This window comes from Rhizobium sp. NFR07, assembly GCF_900111905.1.
In the GTDB taxonomy this organism is placed as follows: Bacteria; Pseudomonadota; Alphaproteobacteria; order Rhizobiales; family Rhizobiaceae; genus Neorhizobium.
This window is the reverse complement of sequence record NZ_FOKM01000002.1, coordinates 20,569-35,418: the sequence shown is the minus strand read 5'-3', so window position 1 is coordinate 35,418 and position 14,850 is coordinate 20,569. Positions and strand designations below refer to the sequence as shown.

Here is a 14,850-nt window from a genome sequence, read left to right as displayed (position 1 = left end):
CCAGCCGACTAGACCGGAACGAAACTCCGGCGAATGACGAGCTGAGGGATGACCCGCTCCCAGGCGCGCGGCTCTTCCGGATGCTGCAGGCGGCGGTCGAGCAGCGCGACTGCGCGAGCCGCGATCGTCGCCGGATCCTGCCGGAACGTGGTCAGCCCATAGCTCAGCCAGGCCGCTTCCGGCACGTCGTCGAAACCGATCAGGGCAACGTCACCCGGCACGGTAAGGCCGAATTCCTGGCGGATCGCGTCCATCGCGCCGAAGGCGAGCAGATCATTGGCGCAGAAGATAGCATCCGGAAAGTCGCCCTCCCCGAGCAGCGCCCGGGCGGCGGAAATGCCGCTGTCGTAATCGGAGTCCCGGCCATGGGCGATCCGCGCTTCGAGGCCCTGGGCGCGAGCGGCAGCGACAAAAGCTTCTTCCCGTTCGGCAATGCTCGGCGTCGCGGAATGCGAGCCGATCACCGCGAGACGACGGCGGCCGGCGGCGATGAACGCGGCGGCAGCCTCTTTCGACGCTTCGGCATTGCCGGCAAGCACATGATCGGCATCCGGCTCGGAACGGCCGATGACGACGAGCGGCTGTCCGTTGCGCTGGGCGAGTTCGAAAAAGCTCGCCGGCGGCGAGCCGGACAGGATGATCGTCGCCTCTGCGCGATGGCCGATCAGCATTTTTTGCGCGGCGAGCAATTCCTCTTCGGTCTCGCCGGTATTGATGAGGACGGGGATCGAGCCGCGGCGGATCAGCGCCTTGGTGAGTGCCGCCGTCAGATGGGCGCGAAAACCGATCTCCGGCCTGGTCGCCACGACGCCGACGAGACGGCTCTGGTTGGCGAGAACCCCGCGGGCGAGATCGTTGACGTGATAGCCAAGTTCGTCGGCTGCCTTCATCACCTTTTCGCGCGTCGCCGCCGAAACGCTGGCGCCCGGGGTGAAGGTTCGCGACACGGCAGACCGGGAGACGCCCGCCAGCTGTGCCACCTGTTCGGCGCTGACGAAGCGCATTCTTCTGTCGTCTCTCATGCTACACTTCACGCCCATCTCTTGCACAGCCGTGCAACCCGCGTGAAATGTCTTAAACGCCTACATTTACAGTTGCATGACAGTCAGGCGGGAAGTGGGGTCGCGGAATGTTGTGCCGCGAAAGATCAACGGACCGCGAGGGCATCTTTCAAACCGACACCCTGCTTCGGCGCGAGGTCGAGATCGGCCTCGATATGATCGATATGGTGGAGCATGAGATCGGCGGCGCGCTTCGCGTCACCCTTTTCGATCAGGTCGAGAATGGCGAAATGCTCGCTGTGGCCACAGCTCGACACGCCGGTGCGGCCGTAAAGCGCGATGACCAGCGAGGAACGGGCGACGAGCTCGTCCATGAAGCGCTGCAGGATGGCGTTGCCGGCGACCGAGGCCAGCATGAGATGGAAATCGCCGGAGGCCTTGATCTCGGCGCGCCGCGCGGCCGGACCGCGCTCGTTCATATAGCGCTCTTCTTCGAGAAGCTGCTCGCGGAAGCGGGCGATGTCTTCCGCGGTTATGCGGTCGACCGCGGCGGCTATGATACCGGGTTCTATCAGGCGGCGGGAGGCAAAGATCTGCCGTGCCTCTTCCGGCGCGGGATTGGAAACGAAGGCGCCGCGGTTGCGCTCGGTCTTCACCAGACCCTCGAAAGTCAGCATCTGCAGCGCAGCGCGGGCCACCGTGCGGCTGACGTCGAACAGCGCGCCGACTTCCGCCTCCGATAACTTCGTCCCCGGCGCCAGCCGCCGGTCTATGATGGCGTTGCGCAGCGACTCGCGGATCGCAAGTGAACGGTCCTCGACGGCAGCATCAATAGTGGATGAATTGGTTTCGAGCAGGGTCATGGGTTTTCGTCCGGCATTCCATCTTCTAACCTGCCGACCGCCCTCCTGCATAGTCCGATGTTTTGCAATCCGACATCAAGATTGCATACAATTTAAACAGTCAATCGAAAACGATCGCTGCAAATTTGCGCAGCGCAATATGTGCCTCTTTGCGCGGTTGCAAAATCTCCTGTCACTTCAATGGCAAAGCGAACTGGCACACCTCCTGCATGACAAGAATGTCGCAGGAGAATGCCTATGAGCAAAGCCGCTGAAATAGACATCGTATCCGTCTCCAAGATCTATGGCACTACCACGGCGGTGCATGAGATCAGCCTGAAGATACCGGCCGGCACCTATTGCTGCCTGCTCGGCCCTTCGGGCTGCGGCAAGACCTCGACCCTGCGAATGATCGCCGGCCACGAGACGATTTCTACCGGAGACATCAGGCTCGGCAATGCTGTTGTCACCGACCTGCCGCCGGCCAGGCGCGGCACGGCGATGATGTTTCAGTCCTATGCGCTGTTCCCGCATCTCGACCTCGTCGACAATGTCGCCTTCTCGCTCAAGATGAAGGGCGTCGAGAAGGACGAGCGGCGCGCCAAGGCGATGGACATGCTGCGACTGATGCAGCTGGAAGCCTATGCGACGCGTCGGCCCGCCCAGCTTTCCGGCGGCCAGCAGCAGCGGGTAGCGCTGGCGCGCGCCTTGATAACCGACCCGGAAGCGCTGCTCCTCGACGAGCCGCTCTCGGCGCTCGACCCGTTCCTGAAGATCCGCATGCGGGCTGAACTGAAGAAGCTGCAGACCTCGCTCGGCATCACCTTCGTGCATGTGACCCACAGCCAGGAAGAGGCGATGGCGCTCGCCGACATCATTGTCATCATGAATGACGGCCGCATCGAACAGGCCGCCCATCCACGCACCGTGTTCGAACGGCCGGCGACCGCCTTCGTCGCCAAATTCATGGGCGACCACAACGTGATCTCCGGCCGCGTGACGAAGAGCGAAGGCGACGAGCTGATGATCTCCGTGCCCGCCGGCGGCGATTTTCTCGCCACGGGTGCTGCTGCCGCCGGTCTGACGGATACCGCCGATATCGCCATCCGCACCGATCACGTGCGCGTCGGCAAGGCTGCGGAAAAGGGTCTCGGCTTTACCGGCTCGGTGTCCAATGTCGAATATCGCGGCTCTTCCGTGAAGCTCACCGTCAACGGCGCAGGCGTCGAGGACTTTACCGCCATCCTCAGCGACAAGGCCTTCTTCGCCAACCCGGTGAAGGTGGGCGATGCCATTCCGCTTTCCTGGGAGCGCGAGGACGCGCTCGTCCTGGGGCGGCTGAAGCACTGAAAATACAACAATAAAACCTCAAGAGGAGAACTGGCATGACCGAGACGAAGAAAACCAAGACCGGCATTTCCCGCCGCTCGCTGCTGAAGACGGCGTCGGCGGCTGCCGGCCTTGCCGCCGGTTCGGGCGCTATTACCGGCTTCCCGACCATCTGGGCGCAGAACCCGATCACGCTGCGCCAGTTCGGCACCGGCGTGTCGAACCTCAATGCGATCGCCGAGAAATGCAAAGCCGACCTCGGCATCACGCTCGAAATGACCGCAACGGATTCGGATGCCGCCGCCCAGCGCGCCGTCACCCAGCCGAAGTCCTACGACCTCGCCGATATCGAATACTGGATCCTCAAGAAGGTCTATGCGGCCAACGTGATCCAGCCGATGGATGTGAAGAAGCTGAAATATTACGACAAGGTCGTGCCGCTGTTCAAGAACGGCAAGCTGAAGCCCGACAGCGTGATCGCGCAGGGCACCGCGCCGCACACGGTCGGCTTCGTCGAAAAGCCGGGCGACAAGACGTTCTCCACGGAAGAAACGCAGTGGTTCACGATGATGCCGACGATCTACAATGCCGACACGCTCGGCATTCGCCCGGATCTCGTCGGCCGCGAGATCACCACCTGGGCCGACATCATGGACCCGAAGTTCAAGGGCAAGACCTCGATCCTCAACATCCCGTCGATCGGCATCATGGATGCGGCGATGATCATGGAAGCGATGGGCAACATCAAATATGCCGACAAGGGCAACATGACCAAGGAGGAGATCGACAAGACGATCGACTTCCTGATCAAGGCCAAGCAGGACGGCCAGTTCCGCGCCTTCTGGAAGTCGTTCGACGAGTCGGTGAACCTGATGTCTTCGGGCGAAGTGATCATCCAGTCGATGTGGTCGCCGGCGGTGGCCGCCGTGCGTTCGAAGGGCATCGCCTGCAAATACCAGCCGCTCAAGGAAGGCTACCGTTCCTGGGGCGGCGGCATCGGCCTTGCCGCCCATCTGACGGGCGCGCAGCTCGACGCTGCCTATGAATATATCAACTGGTACACGTCCGGCTGGGTCGGCGCATACCTCAACCGTCAGGGTTACTATTCCGCCTGCATGGACACCGCCAAGGAGCACATGTCGGCCGACGAATGGGGCTACTGGATTGAGGGCAAGGCTGCGGCCGGCGACATCGTCGCGCCGGACGGCAAGGTCATGGAAAAGGCCGGTGCAGTGCGCGACGGCGGCTCCTTCGAGGAGCGCATGGGCCATGTCGCCTGCTGGAACTCGGTGATGGACGAAGACCGCTACATGGTCCGTCGCTGGAACGAGTTCATCGCAGCTTAAGGCATACGGATGGCCTTCTCCTCGTGCCGCGAGGAGAAGGCGGAAGCACCGCCACGCCTCCCTCATTCCTGTGCTCGTCACAGGAATCCGGCCAGCCCAAGTCCTTGGGCTGGAAGAACTCTATCACCGCGCAGACGCGCGTTGGCTGGATCCCTGTGACGAGCACAGGGATGAGGGTGGAGGGGATGTAGGCTTCCCACCAGATCAGATGGAGACGATGCAATGGCGACGATCACATCATCAGACACGGAAACGGTAGGACGCATCCGCTCGAAAGGCTTTCGCCTGCCGCTCGCCGTCATCTCCTATCTGCAGGCGATCCCGCTGACGCTGATCCTTGGCTTCTTCCTGCTCCTGCCGATCCTGATGATCGCGGTCGTCAGCTTCTGGGACTACGACTTCGCCCAGATGTATCCCGACTTCCTGACCATGAACTACGAGGAGACGCTGGGCTCCTGGGTCACCTGGAAGACCTATCTCAACACGTTGAAATTCGCACTGCTGGTCTGGGCGATCACGCTCGTGATCGGCTTCTGGGTCGCCTATTTCCTCGCCTTCCATATCCGCACCACATCAATGCAGATGGTGCTGTTTCTCGTCTGCACCGTGCCCTTCCTCACCTCCAATATCATCCGGATGATCTCGTGGATCCCGGTTCTGGGGCGAAACGGCCTTATCAATTCGGGGCTTGTCAATTCCGGCGTCATTTCCGAGCCGATCGAGTGGCTTCTCTATTCGGATTTCGCCGTCGTGCTCGCGATGGTGCATCTCTATACGCTGTTCATGGTGACGCCGATCTTCAACACGCTGATGCGCATCGACAAATCGCTGGTGGAGGCGGCGCGCGATGCGGGCGCTACGAGCTGGCAGATCCTCACCAATGTCATCATACCGCTGGCGAAACCCGGCATGGCGATCGGCACGATCTTCGTCGTCACCCTGGTCATGGCCGATTTCTCGACGGTTCAGGTCATGTCCGGAGGGCAGAGCGCTTCGGTGGCGCTGATGATGAAGAACCAGATGTCGCTGCTGCAATATCCGGCCGCCGCCGCCAATGCCGTCGTGCTGCTGGTGCTGGTCCTCACCATGGTCGCCGGCATTCTCCGCATCGTCGACATCCGCAAGGAGCTTTAAGATGCACCGTGAAAAGCGCTCCCGCGAATTCTACATTCTGGCGATCTTCTTTGCCGTCTTCGTGCTGTTCCTCTACGGACCGCTCTCGGCGATCCTGATCCTCTCCTTCCAGGGGCCGAACGGCGGGCTGACCTTCCCGCTCAACGGCGTGTCGCTGCGCTGGTTCGCCAACCTGTTCGAGACCCAGGCGGTGGGGGATTTCGGCGGCTCGTTCCGCCGTTCGGCCCTGCTCGGCGTCATGGTCATGCTGGTGACCGTCGCCGTGTCGCTGCTGGCGGGCCTTGCCTTTCGTCGCCGCTTCATCGGTGCCACGGCGCTCTTCTATCTGGCCGTCGCCAGCCTCGTCGTGCCGTCGATCATCGTGTCGCTCGGCATCGGCGTGCTGTTTAACCAGCTCGGCCTGCAGCCGGCCTGGTATTCGTCGGCCTTCGGCGCGCATCTGACCTGGACGCTGCCCTTCGGCGTGCTGATCATGTTCGCCGTCTTCAACCGCTTCTCGCCGGCCTATGAGGAAGCTGCCCGCGATCTCGGCGCCTCGTCCTGGCAGACGTTTTCCAATGTCGTGCTGCCGATGATCGCGCCGAGCCTGATCGGCGTCGGCCTGTTCGGCTTCACGCTGTCCTATGACGAATTTGCCCGTACGCTGATGACGGCCGGATCGTTCAACACGCTGCCGCTCGAAATCTACGGCATGACCACCAATGTGACGACGCCGGTGCTTTATGCGCTCGGCACGGTGACAACGGTGTTCTCCTTCCTCGTGATCGCCGGCACGCTCGGGCTGATCGTTCATCTCAACCGCCGCCGCCTGAAGTCGTAAAGCCAGCCCATGCGCATTCTCGTCATAAACCCCAACACGACCGCCAGCATGACCGCCACGATCGCCGACTCGGCACGCCGCGTCGCCGCCGCTGGCACGGAGATCGTGCCCGTCACCTCGTCGATGGGGCCTGTCTCCATCGAAGGCTATTACGACGAGGTCTTCGCCGTTCCGGGCTTGTTGAAAGCGATTGCAGAAGGCGAGAAAGCCGGCATCGATGCTGTCGTGATTGCCTGTTTCGACGATACGGGGCTGGATGCGGCGCGGGCGCTGGCGGATGTTCCGGTCATCGGGATCTGTGAGGCAGCCGTCTCGGCCACTGCCTTCATCGCCCAGAAATTCACTGTAGTGACGACGATGGAACGCTCGCGGCTGCCGCTTGAACATCTGGTGCATCGCTACGGCATGTCTTCGCGTGCCAAGGTGCGCGCCGCCGACATTCCCGTCCTGTCGCTGGAAGATCCGAATTCCAACGCCCGCGACCGGCTGCGCAGCGAGATCGCGCTGGCGCTGCAGGAGGATCGCGCCGAGGCGATCGTGCTCGGCTGTGCCGGCATGGCGGACCTGACGGCGGAACTGCGTGCCGAATTCGGCGTGCCTGTTGTCGATGGCGTGGCGGCGGCGGTGAAACAGGCGGAATCGCTTATCACCATGGGCCTGTCGACCGCCAAGCGCGGCGCCTATGCGACGCCAATCTCGAAGCCCTATCGCGGATTGCTGGAAGCCTTCGAGCCCGGCAGGCTGGCAGGATCGTGACCGCGGCCGTGATCCGCCCGCTCGACCTGTCGGAAGTCGAGACGCTGATCGGCTGGGCGAAGGCCGAGGGCTGGAACCCGGGACTTGCAGATGCCGCTCCCTTCCATGCGGCAGATCCGCACGGCTTCATCGGCTGCTTCGTCGGCGAGACCATGGCCGCCGGGATTTCGGCCGTGCGCTATGGCGACGGCTTCGGCTTCATCGGCCTCTACATCGCCCATCCGGATTTTCGCGGGCGAGGATATGGACGCCTGGTCTGGGACGCCGGCATGGCGCATCTTGCCGGACGCACGATCGGGCTCGATGGCGTGCCGGAACAGCAGGCCAATTATCGGGCCATGGGATTTCTGCCCGATTACAACACGTTTCGATGGAGCGGAAAGATCGACGGACGATCCGATGCGGATATCCGGCCACTCGGCGAAGCCATGTTTCCGGCGCTCGTCGCCTTCGACAGCCGGCATGGTCCGGCTGGACGCGCAACCTTTCTTCGATCATGGCTAACCCCACCGCGGGTCACGAAAGTGCTGGTTCGGGACGGTTTGATCGCGGGCTATGCGGTTGTTCGCGAGTGCCATGAGGGCTGCAAGATCGGGCCGCTGTTTGCCGAAACGACAAAGGATGCGATCGCACTGTTACAAGCCTGCGCAGCGGAGATGGCAGGACAGGACATCCATATCGATGTGCCGGCTGGCCAAACCGGATTTTCTGCCCGGCTCGCCGGCCACGGCTTCGTCCAGAGCTTCCAGACGACCCGTATGTATCGCGGACCTGCGCCAGCCTTCGCGTTTGACAGCATTTTCGGCGTCACGACGCTCGAACTGGGCTGAAACCCCGATCAGAGCGCATTGATGGACGGCAGCAGAAGCTCCACTTCGCGGCGGCTTCTGTCATCGAGCGGCGCGATATTTTCGCTCCAGAAACGCTCGGCTTCGGCAGGCTCGTCGTCCCATTGCCTGACATTGACGATGTTGTCGTCAACCTTGGCTTTCCGTTGCCCGCCAAGGCGCAGATATTCGTCGGCTAGTTCGCGTGATTGGGTCATGTTTCCCTGGCCTTTCTTGATATCTCACCAAGGCATAACCCGACAGCCGGAACAAAGTTTCACAGATGGACCGCGTTCAGCCGGCAACCAGGCGTGAAGCCACCGCCGTGATCTCGGATACCGGACGAAGGGCAAGGCCGACGCGCACGAAGATCGGCGACCAGCCCTGCTAGGCTGCTACCGATCGGCAAACAGGATGCATACGGGGCTACCGATCTCGTAAGGCTCGCCGAGCGCCTGCAGTCCGCCGGTCGATTGGTCGATGGTGAAGACAGCCAGCGAGTGGCTGTCCTGATTGGCCGCGACGAGATAACGGCCGCTCGGGTCGATGGCGAAATCTCGAGGCGTCCTGCCGCGTGTTTCGTACCAGCCGACGGATGTCAGGCGGCCGTGCTCGCCGATCTCATAGGCGGCTATGCTGTCGTGACCCCGGTTCGAGGCATAGAGAAAGCGGCCGTCCGGATGGAGGCGGATAGCGGCCGCGGCCGATTGTCCGTCGAACCCTTCCGGCAAGGTCGAAACCTCGTCGAGAAGGGCCAGGCCATGCTCGCCATAGGCATAGGTGGCGACCGTATTTGCCAGCTCGTGCAGGACGAAGACCTGCTTTCCATCAAGGGAAAAGGTCAGGTGCCGCGGAAGGGAGCCGCCTTGCGCTTTCGTGACATGATCGGGCACCGGATCGATAAGACCGCCACCGAGGGAATACCGTGCGATCTCGTCGGTTCCGGCATCGCACACCAGGACATGGCGACCATCGGGCGTCGGCACGACCTGATGCACATGCGGGCCTTCCTGGCGTTCCCGGTTGGCGCCGGAGCCGCTGCGGCGGATATCGACGCAATCGCCGGCCGGTCGGCCGTCGGCACCCAGCGGATAGGTGACGAAATTGCCGCTGCCGTAATTGCCGATAAAAAGGCGGCGGCCGTGATTGTCGAGGGATACATGGCAGGCTGCATCTCCGCGGACCGACATTCGGGCTCTCACCGACAGCCTGCCGGACGCGACGTCGAAATCGAGGGCCGCGACACCCGAGCCATCCTTTTCATCCAGCTCCTCGACTGCGTAGAGCGTCTGCTGGTCGCGGGGGAGCGCCAGATAGCTGGGGTTGCGCAGATCGCCGAAGGCGCCAACCGGAGTGATGACGCCTGTCCGGCCATCGATGCGCAGAATCGAGATGCCCTCGCCCCTGCCCAGCACATGAGGCATGGGCTGAGTATAGCTTCCGATGATGATGGTGGCCTGTTCGGACATGTATCCCCCGCGTCGAGATTGATCGAAGGGATGCGACTCGCCTTCGGCGGCCAGCCTCACACGGCAGACGTACGGAGATCAACGCCCAAGCCTCGGGCTTCGGCAGTGCTCAACGCATGCTGTCCGTCGAGTTCCTGGTGACGGTGGCAGATGCAGCATTTCGCTGGAGATGGGCACGATAGGCGACATAGCCGGAAAGATAGTGCTCGACATCGTCTATGCGCGTTCTGAACGCGTGATGGCGGATGAAGAAGGACCCGACGATGCGCCGGGGATTGCGCATGAACATCGCCGTTTCCGGCCAGAAATGACCGTTGAGCAGATAAAACGCCCGCTTTTCAAGCGCCGCCTCGAAGCGAGGCATGTCGATCCGGTCCAGGAGATGCGAATGGTTCCCATCCGCCCGGAGACGGTACAGGACCTCCCGCGTCGCCATCATGAGTTCCAGAAGTGTGGGGAAAGTGGTGATGCGGTTCGCAACGAAATCGAGATGGTCCGCAACATTGTCGATTGCGAAGCGGAAATATTCCTCCCGCGGACGGTAGCGGGTCAGTTCGTTGACGCAATAGGCGAGCCAGTGATCGTGATGGCGGGCGTGACCGCTGCGGATGAAATGACCAAAGGCCCGTTCGACGGCGCAAAGCCATCGTTCATCACCAGTCAGGTCATAGAGCCGCATCAGCGCAAAAGCCGCCTCTCCCTCGTAGTAGATGGTGCGGAAATCCTCCTGGGTCTGGAGGCTTGGGAATTTCAGCACATGCCGGAATGCTCCAGTGTGGCGATCCTGCATGAAACATATGCCGAGCGCGAGCTTCTCCATCAGGTCATCATGGTCCTCGTCACCGAAGACCGTCGCATATTTGGCAAGCGCCAGGATCGCCAATGCATTGCCGCCGAGCTTGATCTCGTTGCTCGCCTCCAGCAGGAAGGCCGCCACCTGCCCGTCCGGCAGCAGTGCATGGGAAACGAGGTGACGGGTGAGGCACAGCACGGACAGATCGATCGCATCCCTGAGGGTCGTGCTGCGGGTAACCTCATAGGCCTCGATCATCGCATAGGTGGCGCTGGCGTGACGGAGCGTGTTGTAGGATCCGATCGCCCGGTCGAAGCAAGGGTGATAGCCGTAAACGAAGCGGCCGTCGGAGCCGACCTGACGGGCGAGGAATTCCGAGCCATCGAGGATCATCGAGGTGACGAGGTCGACATCCAATCGGTCGACCACGCGGCGGCCGGCATCGAGGCCGCTCGGATGAAGGGGGTGGATGTCGGCGCCGTCAAAAAAGACACCCGAACCGGCAAACAGGAAGACCTCGTCATCCTCCCGGAAACCCGGAGCCGGCCGGCCCTTGAAGCGGTTGCGAAAGTATATGAGAAAATTCTTCTCGTTGAGTTCCGCCGCACTCTTCTGGTTTCCGCCATAAAGCATGGCATTGCCGTTCAGTTCCTGCTCGAGGAAAGCGCATTCAAAACCTGCATCCAGGGCAAGGCCAAGCCGGAAATAGTTGCGCTTGGTATTATCGAGCACAGTGCGGAGCTCGCCCCAGGTCGAGCTTTCGACAGCCGACGGCCAGTCGATCCTGAGCCAGCGGCGCCTGCCGGTCTGGCGCTGCTGCATGCTTCTGACCGCCTCGAGGCCCCGTTGCCAGGCGGCGTCGAATGAGCTCCCGGTGGCGATCGCGACTTCCGCCCTTTCCTCACCGTCGCAGTATGAGAAGAACAGGACGAATGCCGGATAGGGGGCCGGCAGCGCGCGACTGGCGGCACGGACATGCCTCTGCAGATCGTTGAGGCGCGCTGCCGAAAAGGTATCGGGCATGACCATTCTAGCGCTCCCTCATTGCCTCGCGGGCCTTGTTGAACGGCTTGATGAGATAGTCGAGCACGCTTTTCTGGCCGGTGTGGATGTCGACCGTCGCGACCATGCCGGGCGAGATCGGGAACTCCTTGCCCGCATCGTTGCTCAATGCGTCCTTCTCGGTCTTCACGAACACCCGGTAATAATAGATCTCCGGGTCCACCTCGTCCTGGATCGAATCCGGCGAGATGGTGACGACCTTGCCGTCGAGCCCGCCATAGATCGCATAGTCGTAGGCGGTGATTTTCACCGTCGCCCGCTGGTCGGGATGGATGAAGGCGATGTCGCGCGGCAGGATGCGGGCCTCGATCATCAGCTGGTCGCCTAGCGGAATGATGTCCATCAGCTTGCCGTTGGGCGGCACGACGCCGCCGATGGTGGAAACCTCGATATTCTTTACGATGCCGCGCACGGGCGAGCGCAGCGTCAGACGCGACAGGCTGTCCGACCGGCCCTTGATGACGGACAGGAGCGCAGTGACCTCGGCATTGGCCTTGGCTAGTTCCTCGCGGGCCTCGACCACATATTGGGTGCTGGTTTCTACCTTTTTCAGCTCCAGCTCCACCTCTTCCCGCTTCAGCCGGATGATCTCGACGCTGCTCGCGGCCCCCATGGAATTCAGTCCCTCGCTAACGCCCAGCTCCTGGCGGACCAGTGTCAGCGACTGGTCGATCCATTGAAGGGTTTCCTTGAGGTTGCGCTGGCGGGCCTCATAAAGCTTGGTTTCCGTCGTGAGCAGGTCCGGAAAGGCATCAAGCTCGGGCGGGAAGGACAGCGCGGTCTCGTTCACTTCCGAGGTTAGTCTCGCGGCACTTGCGAGCGCAGCCCGGTATTTGGCGGTGGATTCGCCGACATCGGATTCGGTGATGGTCGGGTCGAGCTGGGCGATCAGCTGGCCGCGCTCGACCACCTGGTTTTCCTGGACCATCAGCTTGGAAACGATGCCACCTTCGAGCGACTGGATGACCTGTTCGCGGCTGATCGGCACGACCTTGCCGTCGCCGGTCGAAACCTCGTCGAGGATGGCGAAATAGGCCCAGATCAGGCCGATGACGATCAGCAGGATGAAGATCTTGACGACCGTGGTGGCGCGGGAGAGGCGAACCTCGTCCTCGCCGCCATATTGCCAGCTGCTGTCAACCGCACGGGAGAAGGTGGTGGCCATCCGTTAGCCCTCCTTGTTGGCGACGGATTTGAGGTGGGTGGGCCGTCGCGCAGCCTTGGTGGAGCCCGCCCCCGCATCTCCCTCCCGTGCCTCGCCCTTGAGGACGCGCAGCGCTTCTTCCTTGGGGGCATCGAGCACGACGCGACCGGCGTCAAGCGCGACGACGCGTTCGACGAGATCCAGCACGCGCATCCGATGCGTGGCGATGATCACCGTCTTGTTCCGGCTCCAGGCGGAAAAACGCCGGATGAACAGCCGCTCGCTGCCTTCATCCATCGACGCTGTCGGCTCGTCGAGCAGCACGACGGACGGGTTGCGGATCAGCGTGCGCGAGAGTAGAAGCGCCTGCTGCTGTCCGCCCGACAACCCACGGCCGCCTTCATCGATCAGGTGATCGACGCCCTTTGGAAGGAGGCGGATAAAATCGTCGGCACCGGTCATCTGAAGAGCATCTAAAAGCGCGTGCTGCGAGGCGTTCTGCGCACCGAGGAGGATGTTCTCGCGGATCGTGCCGTGGAAGAGGCGGGAATTCTGGGTAAGAAGCGCCACCTCGCGGCGAAGGTCGGACGGGTCGATGTGGTCGATGGCGAGATTATCGAGCAGTGCCTCGCCCGAGACCGGCTCGATCTGGCCGGACAGGGCCTGCAGCAGGGTCGACTTGCCGGCGCCGTTCTTGCCGAGCAGGGCCACGGTCTCGCCCGCCTCGACCGCGAATTCCGACAGCGCCAGGGCGGGCCGGCCCACCGGCTCGCCATAATAGAACTTGGCGCTGCGGAAGCGGTAATTGCCCAGAAGCGAGCCGACGGAAAGCCGCGTTTCAGCCGGCGGGTGGTCGACCGGCATCTTCATGATAGTGTTGAGGCTCTGCAGGCCGATCTTGGCGTGCTGATAGCGGCTGAGCACCTGGGTCAGCTGCGCCATCGGCGCCATCATGCGCGAGCCGAGGATGGAGCAGGCGACAAGCGAGCCGGTGGTCATGTCGCCGGCCATGACGATCGGCGCGCCGCAGAAGACGATGACGGCGAAGACGCTGGTCTGGACGCTGTGGCCCCAGCCGGTCAGTGTGCTGGTGATCGAGCGGAGCTGGACCTGCGCATCGGCGCTTGCCGCATTGAACGTGTTCCATTTCTGCTGGAAGACGCCTTCCGCCTGGAGCGCCTTGATGTCCTCGATGCCCTGTACGGCTTCGACCAGCATGGCGTTGCGCAGGGAGGATTCGCGCATTGCGAGGCCGGCGCTGCGCTTCAGCTTTCTCTGCGCAAGCAGGCCCGGCGTGACCAGAAGCAGCAGTGCCGCGGCCGGGATGACCGCGAGCCAGCCGCCGATATAGGCGAAGAGGCCGAGGAACAGGAAGAAGAAGGGAAGATCGGCGATCGCCGAAACGGTGGTGGAGGTCAGGAGATCGCGCACCTGTTCCAGGTCACGCAGCTGCGCGATGAACGTGCCGGTCGCCTTGGGGCGATGGGAATTCTTGACCCTCAGCGCATGACCGAAGACGACATCGGAGACCCGGATATCCGCCCGTTTGCCGACCACGTCGATGATCGCCGTCCTGACCTTGCGCATGATGAAGTCGAAGATGATCGCCACCCCGACGCCGATGAAGAGGACGACCAGCGTACTCATGGAATTGGCGGGCACGACGCGGTCATAGACCTGCATGGAAAATATGACGCCGGCTATGGAAAGCGCGTTGGCAACGAGCGAGGCGAGCAGGACGTAGGAGTAGGGACGCAGGTCGCTCATGGCGATCTTGCGGAACCAGCCGTGCGTATCCGGCGCGATATAGGCGTCGATCCGCTCATCCGGCCGGGTGCGCGCATCCCGGGCGATGAGGAGATACACCACATGATCCGCCAACTCGGCGCGCGGGATCCAGGTCCAGTGGCCGTTGTCGCCGGCGAAGATGATCTTGACCTCTTCGCCGCTGACTTCGGTGATCAGGCCGATATCGCCATAGGAGAGTTCGACCAGCATGGGGAGACGACGGGCGGTGATGCCGCTTGCCACCGGTTCGACGGGTTTTACCTCGAGGCCGAAGCGACGGGCCAGTTTCTCGATCCGCTTGATGGCAGGAATCGCCTCCTGCATGATCGAGAAATAGCTCGTCGCGAACTTGGAGTGGGCGATGCCATAGTGCTGCGCCAGCAGACCCATGATCTCGATCCATTCCTGGGAATTGGGATCCTTCGGGGGAGCGGTGCCTGTGCCCGCTCCCTCTTCTTCACCCTTGCGGACGTTTTCAGGCGAACTCCTCGTGCCTTCTGCATCCATTCCTAATCCCCTCCTCATTACACGACGGGCAG

The 14,850-nt window shown here is 62.3% G+C and carries 13 protein-coding genes; 6 read left to right on the top strand and 7 right to left on the bottom strand.

Annotated features, from left to right (window positions below; genetic code table 11):
• Positions 1–8: 8 nt before the first annotated feature.
• Positions 9–1,022: a LacI family DNA-binding transcriptional regulator gene (locus tag BM216_RS03725; RefSeq protein WP_244530070.1), complete on the bottom strand. Its 1,014-nt coding sequence runs from the start codon at positions 1,020–1,022 to the stop codon at positions 9–11.
• A 125-nt stretch (positions 1,023–1,147) separates the two neighbouring features.
• On the bottom strand, positions 1,148–1,864 hold the full coding sequence (locus tag BM216_RS03720; protein ID WP_092995227.1) for a GntR family transcriptional regulator: 717 nt from the start codon (positions 1,862–1,864) through the stop codon (positions 1,148–1,150).
• A gap of 237 nt (positions 1,865–2,101) precedes the next feature.
• On the opposite strand from BM216_RS03720, the gene BM216_RS03715 reads away from it, so the two are divergent.
• The 6 genes from BM216_RS03715 (at position 2,102) to BM216_RS03685 (ending at position 8,058) form a co-directional block, all read left to right on the top strand.
• On the top strand, positions 2,102–3,193 hold the full coding sequence (locus BM216_RS03715) for an ABC transporter ATP-binding protein (RefSeq protein WP_092995224.1): 1,092 nt from the start codon (positions 2,102–2,104) through the stop codon (positions 3,191–3,193).
• 35 nt (positions 3,194–3,228) lie between these two features.
• Positions 3,229–4,518, top strand: a complete 1,290-nt coding sequence (locus BM216_RS03710; RefSeq protein WP_092995221.1) for an ABC transporter substrate-binding protein — start codon at positions 3,229–3,231, stop codon at positions 4,516–4,518.
• A 222-nt stretch (positions 4,519–4,740) separates the two neighbouring features.
• Positions 4,741–5,652: an ABC transporter permease gene (locus tag BM216_RS03700; RefSeq protein WP_092995218.1), complete on the top strand. Its 912-nt coding sequence runs from the start codon at positions 4,741–4,743 to the stop codon at positions 5,650–5,652.
• A gap of 1 nt (position 5,653) precedes the next feature.
• Positions 5,654–6,472 (top strand): ABC transporter permease, encoded by an 819-nt coding sequence (locus BM216_RS03695; protein ID WP_092995215.1) that lies wholly within the window; start codon positions 5,654–5,656, stop codon positions 6,470–6,472.
• Between the two features lie 9 nt (positions 6,473–6,481).
• Positions 6,482–7,228, top strand: coding sequence for an aspartate/glutamate racemase family protein (locus BM216_RS03690; protein ID WP_092995212.1), 747 nt, complete (start codon positions 6,482–6,484; stop codon positions 7,226–7,228).
• Positions 7,225–8,058 (top strand): GNAT family N-acetyltransferase, encoded by an 834-nt coding sequence (locus BM216_RS03685; RefSeq protein ID WP_092995209.1) that lies wholly within the window; start codon positions 7,225–7,227, stop codon positions 8,056–8,058. Before BM216_RS03690 ends, BM216_RS03685 begins: the two co-directional genes overlap by 4 nt.
• A gap of 8 nt (positions 8,059–8,066) precedes the next feature.
• Here BM216_RS03685 and BM216_RS03680 read toward each other — a convergent pair whose 3' ends face one another.
• From BM216_RS03680 to BM216_RS03660, 5 genes are all read right to left on the bottom strand, one after another.
• Entirely contained in the window at positions 8,067–8,273 is a 207-nt protein-coding gene (locus BM216_RS03680; RefSeq protein WP_092995205.1) for a hypothetical protein, read from the bottom strand.
• A 177-nt stretch (positions 8,274–8,450) separates the two neighbouring features.
• Complete coding sequence (locus BM216_RS03675; RefSeq protein ID WP_092995202.1) at positions 8,451–9,524, bottom strand: lactonase family protein; 1,074 nt, start codon at positions 9,522–9,524, stop codon at positions 8,451–8,453.
• 109 nt (positions 9,525–9,633) lie between these two features.
• Entirely contained in the window at positions 9,634–11,346 is a 1,713-nt protein-coding gene (locus tag BM216_RS03670; protein WP_210217020.1) for a hypothetical protein, read from the bottom strand.
• 1 nt (position 11,347) lies between these two features.
• Positions 11,348–12,544 carry a beta-barrel domain-containing protein gene (locus BM216_RS03665; protein ID WP_092995199.1) on the bottom strand — a complete coding sequence of 399 codons (1,197 nt, stop codon included), beginning with the start codon at positions 12,542–12,544 and terminating at the stop codon, positions 11,348–11,350.
• 3 nt (positions 12,545–12,547) lie between these two features.
• Positions 12,548–14,818 (bottom strand): type I secretion system permease/ATPase, encoded by a 2,271-nt coding sequence (locus BM216_RS03660; RefSeq protein WP_244530069.1) that lies wholly within the window; start codon positions 14,816–14,818, stop codon positions 12,548–12,550.
• Positions 14,819–14,850 lie beyond the last annotated feature (32 nt).